The sequence below is a fragment of the Amycolatopsis sp. w19 genome (assembly GCF_051373225.1).
Lineage (GTDB): Bacteria > Actinomycetota > Actinomycetes > Mycobacteriales > Pseudonocardiaceae > Amycolatopsis > Amycolatopsis japonica.
Genome location: NZ_JBPQFM010000025.1, coordinates 75382 through 91659, shown reverse-complemented (window position 1 = coordinate 91659; position 16278 = coordinate 75382). Strand labels below are relative to the sequence as shown.

Here is a 16278-nt window from a genome sequence, read left to right as displayed (position 1 = left end):
CACGCGCGGGTTCCGGGCGGATCGGCTCGGGCCGCGGCGTCTCCGGCCGGGGCACCCGCGGCGGGCGCGGAGGCAGCGGCGGCAACGTGCCTCCGGACTGCTCCGGCCCCTGCTGCACCTGCGGCTGGGGTTGGGGCGCGACCGGCATCGGCACGGGCAGCTCGGGCCGCTCCGCGGGGAACTCGGTGCGGTGGCGGGCACGGCGGCCCGGAAGCAGCGGCGCGGCCTCCGGCACCTCGGTGCTCTCGGGGTCCACCTCGTCCTCCGGCTCATCAGACGGGACCGGCGCGAGCAGGTCGGTGCGGACGAGCACGATGGCCCTGGTGCCGCCGTACGCGGATTCGCGCAGGTGCACGGAGATCCCGTGCCGTGCGGCGAGGCGCGCGACCACGAACAGGCCCAGCCGTGGCTCGGCTGACAAGGCCATGATGCCGAAGTCCGGCGGATCGGCCAACATCGCGTTCAGCTCGGCGGCCTGCTCGGGCTCGATACCGAGGCCCTGGTCCTCGACCTCGATCACGACACCCTTGCCGACCACGTTGCCCCGCAGCTCGACGCGCGACTGCGGCGGCGAGAAGGAGGTCGCGTTGTCGATCAGCTCCGCGAGCAGGTGCACGAGGTCGCCGACGACCGGGCCCTGCACCGCCATCGCGGGCATCTTCGCCGTCTTCACCCTGGCGAAGTCCTCGGTCTCGGCCGAGGCGCCGCGGGTCAGCTCGGCGAGCGTCACCGGCTTGCGCCACTGACGGCCGGGCTGGCCGCCACCGAGGATGATCAGGTTCTCGGCGTTGCGGCGGGCGCGGGTGGAGAGGTGGTCCAGCTGGAAGAGCGTGTCCAGCTGCTCCGGGTCCTCCTGCTTGCGCTCGGCCTGGTCGAGCACCTTGAGCTGGCGGTGCACGATGACCTGGCTGCGGTGCGCGATGTTGAGGAACACCGTCTTGGTGCCCTCGCGGGTCCTCGCCTCTTCGACGGCGGCCGCGATGGCGGTCTGCTGCGCCTTGTTGAAGGCCTCGGCGACCTGGCCGATCTCGTCGTCGCCGTGGTCGAGGAAGTGACCCTTGTCGTCGAGGTCGACGGGTTCGCCCGCCCGCACCCGGTCCACCAGTTCCGGCAGCCGGATCTCGGCGACGTCGAGGGTGTCCTCGCGCAGCCGGGCCAGCCGTCCGATGAGCCGGTTCGACAGCCGCAGGGCGATGACGAACACGCCGATCGCCACCAGCAGCGCGATGGCCGCGGCGATGGCCGACGTGATCAGCGTCCGGTCGGCGTCGTCGACCGCCTGCGTCGTGGCCGTACCACTCTGCTCGACGAAGCCGCGCATCATCGCGTCGCTGACGCCGCGCGCGGCCTGCAGCCACGTCTGCTCGGGGATGGGGAGCGTGGCCTTGCTGTTCTGCAGGAAGGTGTTCTCGACCGTGTTGACGGCCTTCCACGGATCACTCGCGACGAGCTGGTCGAACTTCGCCTTGACGTCCGGGAGCATCCGCGAGACCGACGACTCCAGCTGCGAGCGATAGGAACCGACCTCCGTGACGTACGCGCGGTAGGTCTCGTCGGTGAAGCCGCCGCCCGCGACGGCCGCGGCGGCGAGGGCGTTCGCGCGCTGCATCTGGTCGATCGCGGTGAACAGCGGGACCGCCGTGATCCGCTGATACGCGTTCTCGGCGTTCGGCGCGTCCTGGGCCAGCCCGGTCAGACCGTCGACGAACTGGTCGAGGATCTGGTTGTAGAAGGTGAAGGCGTCCAGCAGCGGAAGCTGACCGGAGTCGGCCGACTGCCGGATCTGCGGCATCTTCTGGAGGAGCCCGTTCAAGGTGGCGATGTTGCGCTGCACGCTGTCGGGCGAGTCCCCGATGAACTTCTGCAGATGCGCGGCGACACCCTGGGCGGCGGCGTCGGTCTTGGCGCGCTGCTCGGTGAGCGTGGCGTGCTGCGACCGGTCGCCCGCGAGCTCGCGCAGCGCCAGGCGCCGCTCTTCCTGTACTTGGACGAAGAAGGGGAGAGAAGGGGCTTCCGAGTCACGGATCCGCTGCGCGTAGTCACGGCCATTGACCGCGTCGAAGATCAGGTACCCGCCGATCGCCAGACCGACCAGCATCAGCGCGATGCTCGGAATGAGCGCGATCGTCAGAACGCGCGAACGAATCGAAGAGCCGCGGCCTCGTCCAAGGGAAATCTGCTTCACCGTGGTCCGTTTTCCTTCCGGCAGTTATTGGTGTCGGGTCGCCGGGGATCTCATACCCGCGGGATCCGATAGCCGGATCAACACAGCGTGGTCCGCTCCGCCCGCGAAGACGCTAGGAGACCCAAACGGGTGAGTCAAGTCCAGACGCGAAGGGTAGTCGCGTATGGCCGTGACCTGCTGACAAGAGGCAGCCGGACCAGGAAAGTCCACCACGTGGGACAGAGCACCCGGCTAAGTGACCGACCAGTAGATCACCTGGCGGTTTAGCGCAGGCAGCGGCTTGATCGACGCTCTTCGGACACGATCAAGTCACACCTCGTGACGTCCGCGTCTCAGCGAAAAAGTCGACGAAAACTACTCGCCGTGACGTCGCTCACGCTTTCGGACCAGGGCTCCACATACCGTTCGGTTTGCGAACGACATCACCGCGGAGGAACGCCGTCGTAACACCCTTCGCGCCACGGAATCGAGAATTTCCGACGCTTATCGCGGCCGATTCGGCGAAATGATCTTCGTCGCGGCGGCCGAGTTCGTCGTCGATGAGCGCCTCGACCCGCCCGGACGCGTCCCGCAGCATCCGGACGCCCGCCCAGCACAAGGTCGCCACCCCGCAGATCAGGATCGCGACGAGAACCGTCTCCACCGGGTACCGGGAGCCGAATTCGTTGAGCAGGAAACCGGAGGCGACACCGAACACGGCGACGACGACATAGGTGAACGACACGATCCCCTCCTTCTCCAGGCGCCGTGGCCCGCGCCTCACCGGTAAGACGGGCGACGTGGGTTTTCCTTACGCCACAGGGGAAGGATCTACGTCACACTCGCGGCGAGAGCGAATGTCGAGATTAACAGCGGATTCGCGAAAGATCGCCCGTTCTCCCCCACCGGGGCGAGGCGATCACCTATTTGCCACCCATTTCCGAATACGGTTCACCATTTTCGCCACACCGGGTATCACTCCGCGCTCAGCCCCGGAGATCCCGCAGCGTCGTGACGGCGCGGAGCACCTCGCCGTACGTGGTGTAGAGCGGCGCGAGCCCGAACCTCAGCACGTTGGGCGGGCGGAAGTCGCCGATCACCCCACGGTCGATCAAGGCCGCCATCGTCTCGGCCGCGTCGTCGTCGATCACCGAGATCTGATGCCCGCGGTCCCGGCCGCGCGGGGTCAGGATCTTCGCGCCGCCGAGGAGCTCGTCCGCGCACCGGAAGAAGAAGTCGCCGAGCGCGAGGCCCTTCTCCCGCAGCACGCCGCGGTCCACGCCGTCCCAGACGTCGAGGGCGGCGTCGAGCGCGAGCAGCGAAAGCATGTCGGGCGTGCCCGCGCGGCCACGCTCGATACCGGCGTGCGCCTCATAGGCGCCCCGCATCGCGAACGGGTCGCGGTCACCCGCCCAGCCCGCCAGCGGCTGCTCGAAGCGGTCCAGCCATTTCGTCGCCACGTAAAGGAAAGCGGGCGCGCCGGGGCCGCCGTTGAGGAATTTGTAGGTGCAGCCGACGGCGAGGTCCACGCCTGCCGCGTCCAGCTCGACCGGCAGTGCGCCGACGCTGTGGCAGAGGTCCCAGAGCGCCAGCGCCCCGGCGCGGTGCAGTGCCGCGGTCAGCCCGGCCAGGTCGTGCGCGCGCCCGGTGACGTAGTCGACGTGGTTGATCAGCGCGACGGCCGTCCGCTCGCTCACCTGGGCGGGCATGTCCTCGGCGACCACCCGGCGCACCGTGCGCCCGGTCAGCCGGGCGGCCTCGTCGGCGATGTAGCCGTCGGTCGGGAAGGTGTCGGCGTCGACGAGGATCTCGTCGCGGCCGGGCTGGAGCCGGGTGGCGGCGACCAGTGCCTTGAACAGGTTCACACTCGTCGAGTCCGCCACGACGACCTGACCCGGCGCCGCGCCCACGAGCGGCGCGATCCGCCCGCCGACCCGTACCGGCGCCTCCCACCAGCCCTCCGACCAGGACCGGATGAGCCGTCCACCCCATTGCTCGCGGACGACCGCGGCGAGCCGACCGGCCACGTGCTTCGGCGGGGCGCCCAGCGAGTTGCCGTCGAAATAGGCGACGTTCGCGTCGAGGTCGAATTCGTTTCGCTTGTGCGTCAAGGGATCGGCCGCGTCCAGCGCCGCGGCCTCGGCTACGAGGTCAGTCACGGCCACCATCGTCGGCGAGTGTGTTCCAGAAGTCCAGTTCGTACGACTGGAAGAGCCGCGCGTGCGTCCGAGCGTCCTTTTCGGACAGTTCACCGGCGTCGAGCGCGGCCTGCACGGCTCGGACGGCCAGCTCTGCGAGCTCGGGCGACGGCGCGCCGAAGAAGTCGAAGAAGGCGCAGGCCTCGTCGTCGAAGCCGTACCGCTCGCGCATCGCGGCGGCGATCGCGGCGCAGTACCGGCCGAAGGCGGCGAAGTTCGCGACGATCGCCACGATGACGTCCGCCGGTTCGCCGTTGAGCGCCAGCCAGGCGACGAACGCCGGATACGCCTGGCATCCCGCGCGCGGCTCGAAATCGGGCGATTCCTCCGCGAGCGCCGCCAGCTTGCCGAGCGCCAGCCCCTCGCCGGAAGCCAAGGCCGCGAAGAACTCTCTCGCGTTCCGCTCCCTCGCACGCGAGGCGAGGTGCAGGAAACTGCGCCAGTCGCTGCGGACGATCCGGTACTCCTCCTCGGCGATCGCGGCGAAGACCTCCCGCGGCGCCTCGCCCGCTTCGACCGACGGGACCAGCCTGTTCTCGCCGTCGCGGGGGGCGAGTTCCGCCTGGACCGCGTTGATCAACTCGCGTGCCGAACCGGTCATCGTCGAGGCTCCTCCTTGTTCGGGGCTGACGCGGTGAAAACGGAAAAGGTGGACATTTCGCGTAGCGCAACCGTGGCCGCGATTCTCTATCCAGCACTGCCGACAGCCCTTACAGTGTGCCTGATCAGGCAGCATCGAGGAGGCCAGCGTTGACCACCCAGCCGACCGTCGCCGAGCAGATCGAAGGCCAGACCATCCCCGCCCTGCTTCACCGCAACGCCCAGGAGTTCGGTGACCTGCCGGCGGTGACGTCACTCGACATCGAGGGCAAGCCGACCCTCACCTGGGCCGAATTCCGCACCGCCATCGCGGAGGTGTCCCGCGGGCTCGCCGGTCTCGGGCTCGGCGTCCGCGACCGGATGCTGATCATGGCGCCGAGCAGCCCGGAACACCTGATCGCCGACCTCGCCGCCGCCCACCTCGGCGCGATCCCCTGCACCGCGTACGCGACGCTGAGCCCGGAGCAGATCGGGTTCGTCGCCCGGCACAGCGCCGCCGGCGTCGTCGTCCTCGCCGGTGCCGACGAACTCGACCGCTGGTCTCAGGTCCTCGACGACCTGCCCGCGCTGAGGCACGTCGTGCTGCTCGACGCGTCCGTGATTCCCCAGGACGACAAGCGTTTCCTGTCCTTCGCCGACCTCCGCGCGGCGGGCGCCGAAGCGCACGCGGCCGACCCGGAGGCGTTCGAGACGGCGTGGTCCGCGATCACGCCGGACGATCCGCTGTCGATGATCTACACCTCCGGCACCACCGGCGACCCCAAGGGTGTCGTGCTGTCGCACCGCAACGCGATCTACCAGGCCGTCGCCGTCCAGAAGCTGCACGACTCCCCGATGCACGCCACGAACATCGCGTATCTGCCGCTCGCGCATATCGCCGAACGGGAACTGTCGATCTACATGCCGATCGTGTGGGCCGGGCACGTGCACACCGTCGGCGATCCGACGGGCGTCGTCGGCGCGCTGGGCCAGGTGCATCCGAAGAGCTTCTTCGGTGTCCCGCGCGTGTGGGAAAAGATGGTGGCAGGCCTGAAGAACCTGCTCGGCTCGCTGCCGGAGGAGAAGCGGAACGGCCTGATCGGCGCGAACGAACTGCTGCAGCAGGGCTACAAACTGCGCAGTGACGGCAAGGAAGTGCCGCCGGAACTCGCCGAGAAGATCGCGCGGACCGACGCGGCCGCGCTCGCGCCGGTGCGGGCGATGCTGGGCCTCGACCAGATCGAGGTCGCCTCCAGCGGCGCCGCCGCGCTGCCGGTGGAGATCCTGTACTTCATCGCCGGGCTCGGCGTCGAGATCCAGGAGGTCTGGGGACTTTCCGAGACCACCGGCGCGGTCACGTCGAACACGCCGACGGCGTTCAAGGCCGGTTCGGTCGGCCGCCCGCTGGAAGGGATCGAGGTGAAGGTCGCCGAAGACGGCGAACTCCTCGTCCGCGGCGCGATCGTTTTCCTCGGCTACCTGCAGGCGGACGGCACGATCAAACCGGACGTCGACGCCGACGGCTGGCTCGCCACCGGCGACATCGGCACGATCGACGAACGCGGCTTCGTCACGATCACGGACCGCAAGAAGGAACTGATCATCACCTCGAGCGGCAAGAACATCGCCCCGACGAAGATCGAAGGGCTGCTCAAGGAGCACCCGCTGATCGGGCAGGCCGTCGCGATCGGCGAGAAACGGCCGTACGTCACGGCGCTGATCGTCGTCGACGACGAGATCGCGCCGGGCTGGGCGACCGCGAACGGCATCCAGCTCGCCGAGGGCGAATCGCTCGCCGACAACGCCGAGGTCCGCGCGGAGATCGAGAAGGCCGTCGAGGCCGCGAACGCGCGGCTGGCCAGGATCGAGCAGATCAAGCGGTATCACGTGATCCCCAAGGCGTGGACGCCGGAAACCGGCGAAGTGACACCGACTTTGAAACTGAAGCGGCGGATCATCAACGACCGGTACGCGCCGACCATCGCGGACCTGTACGCGGCCGCCACCCCCGAACCCGCCCCGGCCGCCGGCACCTGACCCCTCGCGCGCGCCAGGAACGGTCCTTTCCTTGCGAAATTCGCAAGGAAAGGACCGTTCATCGCACGCGGACCGGGCCGAAAGGAGTCGCGACCGATCGGCGACCGCTGCTAACTTGCCGCCGTGGATCTCTTTTCCCGATCTTGGGCGGCGCTGCTCGCCGCCGTCGCCGAAACCCCCGACGAAGACTTCGACAAGCCGTCCGGTTGCGCCGGCTGGCTGGTGCGGGACCTGGCGTGTCACCTCGTGATCGACGCCCAGGACGTGCTGATCACCCTCGCCACCCCCGCCGACACGGAACCGACGCGCGACGCGGTCACCTACTGGGAGGTGTCCGGCGAACCGCCCACCGGTGAGGACGACCTCGACGCGCTGATCGTGCGGCTCGCCGCCGCGTACCAGGAGCCGCGGCTGCTCAAGTTCCACCTCGACGACGTCGGTTCCGCCGCCGGACGGGCCGCCACCCTCGCCGACCCGGCGGCCAGGGTCGCCACCCGCGACATCGTCCTGACCGCGGGCGACTTCCTTTCCGCATACGTCCTGGAGTGGACGCTGCACCACCTCGACCTGGTCGCGTACCTCCCGCACCTCGACGGCCCCGCCGCCGACGGCCTCGCCGAGACGCGGCGGATCCTGGAGGAGCGGACCGGCGAGAAGTTCCCCGAGTCGTTCTCCGACACCGACGCGCTCCTGGTCGGCACCGGACGCCGCGAAGCGACCGACGCCGAGAAGGCCGCCCTCGGCGACCTGGCCGCGAAGCTGCCTTTCGTCATCGGCTAAACCGGACGACACGCGTGACTGGATGGCGAACTCGCGTGATTGGGGACGGGACTCGCGTGATTGGAGGCGTTCCGTCTCTGATCACGTGAGTTCGCCGCCTGATCACGCGAGTTCCGTCTCTGATCACGCGTGTCATCCGTCTGATCACGGGTGTCAGGCGGTTCGGGTGGACTCCGTCCACTTGCGGAGCCGGGGCGGGACACGCTTTTCGAGGCCGTAGTTCTCCAGGTGCGCGCTGAAGACCTCGTCGAAGGCGCGCTGCACGGTCTCGGTGTCCCACACCGGGCGCTCGAGGATGGGCTGCTTCAGGTACGGCTGGCCCATGACGTGCAGCTGCGGCCCGTTGCAGCGGATCATCTGCCCGGTGATCCCGTCGGATCCGGAGCCGAGCAGGAAGAGCACGACCGGCGCGATCCGCGACGGCGTCCGGTCCGGCGGGCAGGCCCGCAGCGAACGTTCGGACTTCCACACCATCCGGGTGTGCGCGAGCGGGCAGACCGCGTTCACCCGGATCCCACTCTCCTCCAGGTCGAGCGCCCAGGAATAGGTCAGCGAAGCGACGGCGCCCTTGCTGGCGGCGTACACGCCGAGCTTGCGCTGCCCGAGCGACGCCCCGGACGAGATGTTGACGATCGAGCCGGGCATGCCCCGCGAAACCATCGCCTTGATCGCGGCGAGCCCGGTGTACATGACGCCGAGGACGTTCACCTCGACCAGTTCTCGGGCCTGCTCGACGTCGTCCTCCCACGGCAGCGCCTCGTAGTTCAGGCCCGCGTTGTTGACCAGCCCGTCGATCGCGCCGAACTCCGCGAGACAGAGGTCCACGATCTCCTGCGCCTGCTTCGGATCGGCGACGCTGTGACCGCTGGCGACCGCCCTGCCCCCGAACCGGCGGATGTTCTCCGTCGTCCGTTCGGCCAGTTCGGCGTCGATGTCGTTCACCACGACGGCCCCGCCCGCCCTCGCCACGTGCACCGCGAACGCCTCGCCGAGGCCACGACCCGCCCCGGTCACGACGACGGCCTTGTCGTCGAGCAAACCGTTCATCGCCTTCACCCCTTTGACCCAGCCGGCCTCCACCTCCAGACCGGTCTCTACTCAGTGTTGGACCATTCGGCCCAGCCGGACCTCCGGCGGCGGCGAACGGCGGCCCGGCTGCGCCGAGCGAGGGCGGGGCGATCGGCCCGGAGATACCCGCGGACGAGTCAGGCCGACATCACCCACCGGTCAGACGGCGTAGCCCGATCGGCCCAACAGGCGAAGGATCGGCCGGTCTTCTGTTCGTCTCGCTGTAGCCGGAGGCATACTGAACGTCGTCCGGCGGGACGGCAACTGTGACTCCCTCGCTGACCACGTAACACGGCAGGCAAGAATGCGAGGAAAGCAAGTTCACCCGATCGGGGGGAGGTGGTCACGCAGTGAAGATGAACGCGGCGCCGCGGATGACCGCCGCCCTGGCGAACCGCGAGTTCCGCGCACTCTGGCTCGCCGAGGTGCAGTCCCTCATCGGGGACCAGCTCACCATCGTGGCGCTGGCGATCCTCGTCTACGACCGGACCGGCTCCGCGTTGCTCTCCGCGGTGGTCTACTCCCTGACCTTCCTGCCCGCCCTGGCCGGCGGTCTCGGCCTCTCCCAGCTGGCCGACCGCTACCCGAGGCGCACCGTCCTCGTCGTCTCGTCCCTCATCCAAGGCGTGCTGATCGCGATCATGGCGATCCCTGGCACCCCGCTCGCCCTCTTGTGTGGGCTGGTGGTGCTGGCCCGGCTCGCGAACGCGCCCGGCAACGCGGCACAGAACGCACTGACCCGCGAGGTGTTCACCGACGACGACCTCTATCTGAAGAGCCAGGACATCCGGGGCATCTCGACCAACACCGCGATGCTGCTCGGGCTGGCGGGCGGCGGTCTGCTGGTGTCGCACGTCGGGGCGAGCTGGGCGCTGGCGCTGGACGCCGCGACGTTCCTGCTGAGCGCGGCCGTTGTCCGCTTCTCCGTCTCCAGGCGGGCGGCGGCGTCCGACGGCAACGGCAGCTGGTTCGGCGCGGTGAAGCAGGTCTTCGGCAACCGCCATCTGCGGGTGCTGATCTGGTTCTCGTGGCTGGTCGGCCTGGCCGTCATCCCCGAAGGGCTGGCCGCGCCGCTCGCCGCGGAGATGGGCGTGGGGAAACAAGCCGTCGGCTGGTTGCTGGCCGCCGATCCGCTGGGATTCGTGATCGGGGCGTTCCTGCTGTCCCGATTCGTCTCCGCGGAACAACGGAGGAAGCTGCTCGGCGTGCTGGCGGCACTACCGATGGTCGCCCTGATCGCCTTCGCGCTCAAGCCGGGGCTGATTCCGGCATTGCTCCTGCTGGCGGCGGCGGGTGCCGCGGGGGCGTACCTGATCACGGTGAGCGCCACGTTCATCACGTGGGTCCCGAACGAACTCCGGGGCGGTGCGGGTGGGGTGTACCGCACGGGATTGCGGGTGGCTCAAGGAATAGGGGCGGGACTCGGCGGGCTCGCCGCCGATCGGCTCGGGGCGGCGACCTCGGCCATCGCGCTGGCAGGCGTGGTCGGCCTGCTGCTGGCCGTACTGGTCGCGCTCAGCTGGGGCCACATCAACGGATCCAGCCCGGAACCGTTGCTGTCATGAGGAATCCACACGGGACACCGCTTCCACGCTCGGCCCTTCGACACTTGGGCGAAAAGAAACGACTCTCGATCAGAAGTCACGGCTCGACACTGTCCGACACCTCCCGGCATCCTCGTTGCTGCGAACTAATACCTTGTCCGGGCTCAGAAGTCACGACTGGACACTATCCGTCACCCCTTCCGCGACGCGTCTCGAAAAACATTCAGCGACCAAGATCAGAAATCACGGGACACGATTGCCACCTCCGGTCCGTGTTCGCGGGCACCCTTGCCGGTGTCGGACAACTGTTGCGATGGGATGATACCGGCCGTGGAATACGAACGGTGTATCAGTCGGTACCGGTGAGATTACTCAGCCGTGCCGTCCGGGCGGAAAAGAGGTAGCAATTGCCAGCCGAGACCGGCGACCGCCGCCAGCACGGTGACGGCACCGGCGACCTTGACGGCGCAACGGCCGCGGCCGCCGCGGACCGCGGTGTACCGGTGACCGAACGCGGGCAGGCAAGCCCGGAAGGTGACCAGGCCGGACCTCCGGAGCGCCATCCCTACGATCCCAGGGCGTGGGCGCTGTGGCAGCGGCCGAAGCGGTTCATCGCGTTCCTTTTCGCGATGGAGGCCATCGGAATCGCGATCATGGTCGTCGCGACGATGAATTCCACGAATCCGGGAAGAATCGACTGGGTTCGTTTCGCGATTCTCGCCGTCGGCGCCACGGCGCATATTCAGCTCACTCAGCGACAAGAAGAAAGACGGCGCGATCGAAGCCGCACCGTCCTCATCGACCTCACCGCGGTATGGACATTTCCGGCCGCGGTCATCCTGCCGCTTTCGCTGACGCTTTCCATCATCGCGATCGTCCGGATCCAGCATTGGTTCATCGCCCGCCGGCCCGCGCACAACTTCGTGTTCTCGTCGGTCACGCACGGCGTTTCGGTGACACTGGCCTCACTCACCTTCGCCGCGTTCGGACCGCATGAATGGGGAAGGATTTCCGGCTGGGACACCCTCGGTGAGTTCGGTGTCCTGATCGTCACCGGGATGGTCTTCGAAGCGGTGCAGATCGCCTACATCGGCGGCATCCTCGCGATCGGCTCGCCGAAGCGGCCGTCGCTGTCCACCGTGCTCGGCAACGCGGCGGACAACCTGCTGGAGGCCATCACGATCGGCCTCGGCGCGGTCACCGCGGTGCTGCTGTTGATCATGCCACCGATGGTGATCGTGATGGCCGTGGTGACGGTGGTGTTCAATCGCCTCGCCGAGATCGACCAACTGCAAAACGACGCGCGGACGGACCCGAAAACCGGTGTTCTCAACATGCGCGGATGGTCGGAGTCGGCCGATCGGGCGCTCGGAAGGACTGCCCGATCGGACGACAACCTGGCACTTCTGATGATTGATCTCGACCACTTCAAGTGGATTAACGACACATATGGACACCCGGCGGGCGACGACGTCCTCCGCGATGTGGCGCGGAAATTGGACGAGGTCACCCGGCCCGCCGACGTCATCGGCCGGTTCGGTGGCGAGGAATTCCTCGTACTCCTGCCGGATATCGACGAAACGGCGGCCAAACTGGCCGCCGAGCGAGTGCGCAGCGCTATCGCCGAACTGCATATAGTGACTACCGACAAAAGGGGTAGCCGGGTGACCATCTCGGGCCGCACGACCTCGATCGGGGCCGCTCTGTTCCCTCGTCACGGTGAATCCCTGGAAGAACTCCTGCACGCCTCCGACGCCGCGGTCTACGTGGCCAAGGAGAACGGCCGGAACCAGGTGCGCTTCGCCCAGGACGTCGACCGGCCTGCCACCTGACCGAGGGACACCCGCTGGGTGAACCCGGGGGTTATCCGGATGTCGGCCCCGATCGGCGGATGGCACCCTTGATCCCATGCCAGCGACAGCCGACGCCGCCGCTCGACCTGCCCGGATCCGGCGGCCATGGTCGACTTCGGGCTGGTTGCTGCTGGTCACGGTGCTGGTGTTCGGCTTCGGTCTGATCGCGTCACGGCCCGCCTCGCCGCCGGACCAGGGCCCACCGACGGGTGATCTCCTCGCCGCGCAGAACGCGGTCGACGCGCTGGTGCGGCCGGGCCCGGTCGAGAACGTGATCGCCGAACTCCCCGCCGATTTCACCGCGGTCAGCGGCATCACCCCGGGGGTGATGACGGCGCGGGACGGCACCGTGCGCGCGGTCCACACCGACGGCGGTTGCTCGGCGCCCTGGGGCGACGACAACACCAAATGGGACTACGCGGTTCCCTGCAAGGCCCACGACCTGGGCTACGACATCCTCCGCTACGCCGAACGCAAGGGGCACCCGCTCGGCCAGGAGGCGAGGGTCTCGCTCGACGACCGGCTCTCCGCCGACATGCACAACGCCTGCGTCCTCAACCCGATGGACTCACGCGGCACGTGCGACGTCGTCGCCTCCCTCTATACCGCCGGTCTGGTGCTCAACTCCTGGCATCAGCGCTGGGGTCCGCCGGTCGGCGACCCGCTCGGCCCGATGATCGTCGGCGTGCTGGTGATCGGCGCGCTGCTGGTGTTCCGCCTCCGCGGCTGGGTCCGCACCCGCCGGACGGCCGTCACGCTCCCCCGCGAACCGCGGCCGGTCGTCCCGGTCGGCCGATGGGCGTTGCTCGGGGTCGCCGGGGTCGTGCTGATGGTGCTCGGCGAATCCGCCGTCGCGCTCGCGCACTGGGCGGGGGCGCCGGAGCGGTCGTTGTGGCCGTTCACCTGGCTGGCCCAGCTCTGTCCGCTCATCTTCTTCGCGGTCGGCCGGATCAACGAGGCGGGCTGGCGGTCGATCCGCGCGAGCGGCGGCCGCTATCCGCAGTACCTCGCCGACCGGGCGAGCCCGCTGCTGCGTCCGGCGCTGATCTTCGCCGTGGTCGCGCTGGTCGTCCCGCTCGCGCTGGAAGTGCTGGGGATCCCTACGGGCACGAACGCCACGGTCATGCGGATCGCGCTGCATCCGCTCTGGCTGCTCGGCGTGTTCCTGCTGACCGTCGTCCTCGCGCCGGCGCTGCTGGCGCTGTATCACCGGACGCGGGCCGCCTCCGTCGCCGGGCTGCTGGCGCTGACCTTGGCGAGCGAGGCGGCCGCGCAGTGGTCCGGCTCGGCCGTCCCCCGCTACGCGGAGACGTTGTTCCTCGCCCTCTTCGTCCAGCAACTGGCGTTCGCCCACGCCGCCGGTGCCCGCCCGTCGCGCGGCGTCCTCGTGGCGACGGCGTTCACCGGCGCCGCCGGGCTGGGCCTCACGGTAGCCGTCCGCGGCGAAGGACCGATGCTGCTCGGCGGTCCCGGCGCCCCGGCCGCGCTTTCGGGTCCGCCGTGGGGCGTGCTGCTGCTCGGCTTGGTGCAGCTCGCGCTCCTCGGCCTGCTCGCCCGGCCGCTGGCCCGGCTCGGCGGACGTCCGGCGGTCGCCGCGGCCGCGCGTCTCGTCCTGCGCGCGCCGATGAGCCTGTACCTCGGCTTCCTGGCCGCGATGCTGCTGCTCGTGGCGGTCGTCTACCTGCCGGGGCCGTTCGTGGACGGGCTCAGCTGGCTGGCCCGCCCGAAGGTCTTGCTCGCGATGGCCCTGCTCGCCGTGCCCGCCGTGCTCGTCTTCTGGTGGTTCGAACGCCATTCGGGACCTCAGCAGCGGGCGGTCGACGAGCCGGGTCTGCGGGCCATGGTGTTCTGCCGCGCGGCGGCGACGGTCGGGATGGCGTACTCGATGCTCGGCGTGTTCGGGTTCGCGCTGACGCGGTTCGGCGGCGCCTCGGCCGACGCCGACCTCCTCGGGATCCGGTTCGGCCCGGTCCAGAGCCTGGTCAACCTGCTGCTCGGGGTGTACCTGCTGCATACCGTGCGCAACGGCACGAGCCGGATGACCGGGACCTGGCTGGTCTGCGCGATCGCGTGCGCGCCGCCCCTGATGACCGCCCTCGAAGGCGAGCGGGTGAGCGCCGCCTCCGTCGCGCTGCCGGTCGCGACGATCGTCGTCGCGATGCTCGCGGCGGCCGCCACGCTGGTCCCCGCCCGCGCGGCCCGGCGTGTCCTTCCCTGAACCACACGGCGCTGACCAGGGGATTTCCGTACCCTTGAGAGGAAAACGGTGGTGCGTGCCACATCTTCGGGGGGATGTGTAATCCTGCGACAACCCGCAACAGGCACCATGCGTCCCTTGAAGAGACCGTCGAACCGGTAACGAACAGAAGGAGCAGACCGCGTGGAGTACCCGCCTCGGAATGGGCATGGGGATCGACGTCCCGCCCGGCCTAGGCAGGACGCGCCCGGACGCGTTCCTTCCCGCCCGGCCCCTCCCCGTGGAGCCCGCCCGGTGCCTGCCCGGCAGTCCGCGGGCCAGCCACCCCGGCGCCCGGCCCCGCGACGCAAATCGTTCCGCGGCCCCAAGATCGCCCTCGGCCTCGTGTCGCTGCTGGTGATGGGCCTGACCGGGTACGCGTGGGCCGCGATGGACGGCCTGACCTTCGCGAACGTCGGCATCGGCGCGGACGAAGGCGACAAGCCCGCCGACGGTGCCCGCGACATCCTGCTCGTCGGCCTGGACAGCCGCACGGACGCGCAGGGCAACCCGCTGTCGAAGGAAGTTCTGGCCCAGCTGCGCGCCGGGCAGGCCGACGGCGAGCTGAACACCGACTCGCTGATCTTCGTGCACATCCCGAACGACGGCTCCAAGGCCGTCGCGATCTCGCTCCCGCGTGACTCCTACGTCGACATTCCCGGCGGCTTCGGCAAGCACAAGATCAACTCCGCCTACGCCCGCGCGATGCTCGACGAGCGCAAGAAGCTGCAGGAAGACGGCGTCTCCGACCCGAAGGAACTCGACCAGAAGGCCAACGAGGCCGGCGCGAAGACGCTGATCAAGACGGTCGAGCAGCTGACCGGCTCGACCATCGACAACTACGCCGCCATCAACCTGCTCGGCTTCAGCGAGATCACGCAGGCCATCGGCGGGGTCGACGTCTGCCTCAACGACGACGTCAACGACCAGTTCTCCGGCGCGAAGTTCACCAAGGGCCCGCACACCATCTCCGGCGTCGAGGCGCTCGGCTTCGTCCGGCAGCGGCACGGCCTGCCGCGCGGCGACCTCGACCGGGTCGTCCGGCAGCAGGTGTTCATGGCCGGGATGGCGCGGAAGGTGCTCTCGGCGGGCACGCTCGCGAACCCGGGCAAGCTCAACGACCTGATCACGGCCATCAAGAAGTCGGTCGTGCTCAACCAGAACTGGGACGTCTTCGGGTTCGCGCAGCAGATGAAGAGCCTGACCGGCGGTCAGCTCGAGTTCCGGACGATCCCGATCGTCAACATCGAGTACAAGACCCCGAACGACGGCGTCGCCATCCAGGTCGACCCGAAACAGGTCAAGAGCTTCGTCCAGGGGCTCGCGGGCCCGCAGCCCGGCGAACAGCAGCAGGCGCCGCCCGCCGAGTCGGCCAACAAGGCGACCACGGTCGACGTCCGCAACTCCACGAACCGGGACGGGCTGGCCTCGTCGGTGCTGAAGCAGCTCGTCGACAAGGGCTTCACCGCGGGCGACACGGCCACCGCGAGCGCGCGCAAGAAGACGGTGGTCTGGGTCGCCAAGGGCGAGAAGGCGGCGGGCCAGGCGGTCGCCGACGCACTCGGCGGCAGCCCGACCGTCCAAGAGGACAAGAGCGTCGAGGCCGGGCACGTGATGGTCTTCCTCGGCTCGGACTTCAAGGCGCCGAGCGGCGCCGAAGGCTCCGGTTCCTCGCAGAACGCCGCCGGTTCGTCGGCCGCGGCTCCGCCGCCCGAGCAGTCCGACGAGAAGCCGATCACCGCCGAAGGCGTGCCCTGCGTCAACTGACGCCGCGCCGCTCCTCCCCAGGTGTTGCGAAAGCCACTTTCGCAACGTTGAA

Annotated in this window: 12 protein-coding genes; 6 read left to right on the top strand and 6 right to left on the bottom strand. The window is 69.1% G+C overall.

Annotated features, from left to right (window positions below):
• From ACSMFO_RS34670 to ACSMFO_RS34655, 4 genes are all read right to left on the bottom strand, one after another.
• The coding region (locus tag ACSMFO_RS34670; protein WP_436461903.1) for a sensor histidine kinase at nucleotides 1-2185 on the bottom strand (2185 nt) is incomplete at its 3' end.
• A 373-nt stretch (nucleotides 2186-2558) separates the two neighbouring features.
• Nucleotides 2559-2909 (bottom strand): hypothetical protein, encoded by a 351-nt coding sequence (locus tag ACSMFO_RS34665; protein ID WP_073848413.1) that lies wholly within the window; start codon nucleotides 2907-2909, stop codon nucleotides 2559-2561.
• 241 nt (nucleotides 2910-3150) lie between these two features.
• The gene (locus ACSMFO_RS34660; RefSeq protein ID WP_436461902.1) at nucleotides 3151-4332 is read right to left on the bottom strand and encodes a kynureninase; all 1182 of its coding nucleotides are present in this window, start codon (nucleotides 4330-4332) and stop codon (nucleotides 3151-3153) included.
• Nucleotides 4316-4963, bottom strand: coding sequence for a transcriptional regulator (locus ACSMFO_RS34655; RefSeq protein ID WP_436461901.1), 648 nt, complete (start codon nucleotides 4961-4963; stop codon nucleotides 4316-4318). The genes ACSMFO_RS34660 and ACSMFO_RS34655 overlap by 17 nt, the downstream gene beginning before the upstream one ends.
• A gap of 149 nt (nucleotides 4964-5112) precedes the next feature.
• On the opposite strand from ACSMFO_RS34655, the gene ACSMFO_RS34650 reads away from it, so the two are divergent.
• A complete protein-coding gene (locus ACSMFO_RS34650) occupies nucleotides 5113-6978 on the top strand; it encodes an AMP-dependent synthetase/ligase (RefSeq protein WP_436461900.1) in 1866 nt (621 codons plus the stop codon).
• A gap of 123 nt (nucleotides 6979-7101) precedes the next feature.
• Nucleotides 7102-7758, top strand: a complete 657-nt coding sequence (locus ACSMFO_RS34645) for a maleylpyruvate isomerase N-terminal domain-containing protein (RefSeq protein ID WP_436461899.1) — start codon at nucleotides 7102-7104, stop codon at nucleotides 7756-7758.
• A gap of 153 nt (nucleotides 7759-7911) precedes the next feature.
• Here ACSMFO_RS34645 and ACSMFO_RS34640 read toward each other — a convergent pair whose 3' ends face one another.
• Nucleotides 7912-8805 carry an SDR family NAD(P)-dependent oxidoreductase gene (locus ACSMFO_RS34640; protein WP_436461898.1) on the bottom strand — a complete coding sequence of 298 codons (894 nt, stop codon included), beginning with the start codon at nucleotides 8803-8805 and terminating at the stop codon, nucleotides 7912-7914.
• 371 nt (nucleotides 8806-9176) lie between these two features.
• Between ACSMFO_RS34640 and ACSMFO_RS34635 the strand changes: the two genes are divergently transcribed.
• Complete coding sequence (locus ACSMFO_RS34635) at nucleotides 9177-10391, top strand: MFS transporter (protein ID WP_125734486.1); 1215 nt, start codon at nucleotides 9177-9179, stop codon at nucleotides 10389-10391.
• A 347-nt stretch (nucleotides 10392-10738) separates the two neighbouring features.
• On the opposite strand, the gene ACSMFO_RS34630 is transcribed toward ACSMFO_RS34635, so the two are convergent.
• Entirely contained in the window at nucleotides 10739-10933 is a 195-nt protein-coding gene (locus ACSMFO_RS34630) for a hypothetical protein (protein ID WP_436461897.1), read from the bottom strand.
• 66 nt (nucleotides 10934-10999) lie between these two features.
• On the opposite strand from ACSMFO_RS34630, the gene ACSMFO_RS34625 reads away from it, so the two are divergent.
• The 3 genes from ACSMFO_RS34625 (at nucleotide 11000) to ACSMFO_RS34615 (ending at nucleotide 16226) form a co-directional block, all read left to right on the top strand.
• Nucleotides 11000-12202, top strand: a complete 1203-nt coding sequence (locus ACSMFO_RS34625) for a GGDEF domain-containing protein (RefSeq protein ID WP_436461896.1) — start codon at nucleotides 11000-11002, stop codon at nucleotides 12200-12202.
• Between the two features lie 76 nt (nucleotides 12203-12278).
• A complete protein-coding gene (locus ACSMFO_RS34620) occupies nucleotides 12279-14441 on the top strand; it encodes a phospholipase A2 (protein WP_436461895.1) in 2163 nt (720 codons plus the stop codon).
• 162 nt (nucleotides 14442-14603) lie between these two features.
• Nucleotides 14604-16226, top strand: a complete 1623-nt coding sequence (locus tag ACSMFO_RS34615) for an LCP family protein (RefSeq protein ID WP_436461894.1) — start codon at nucleotides 14604-14606, stop codon at nucleotides 16224-16226.
• Nucleotides 16227-16278: the final 52 nt, after the last annotated feature.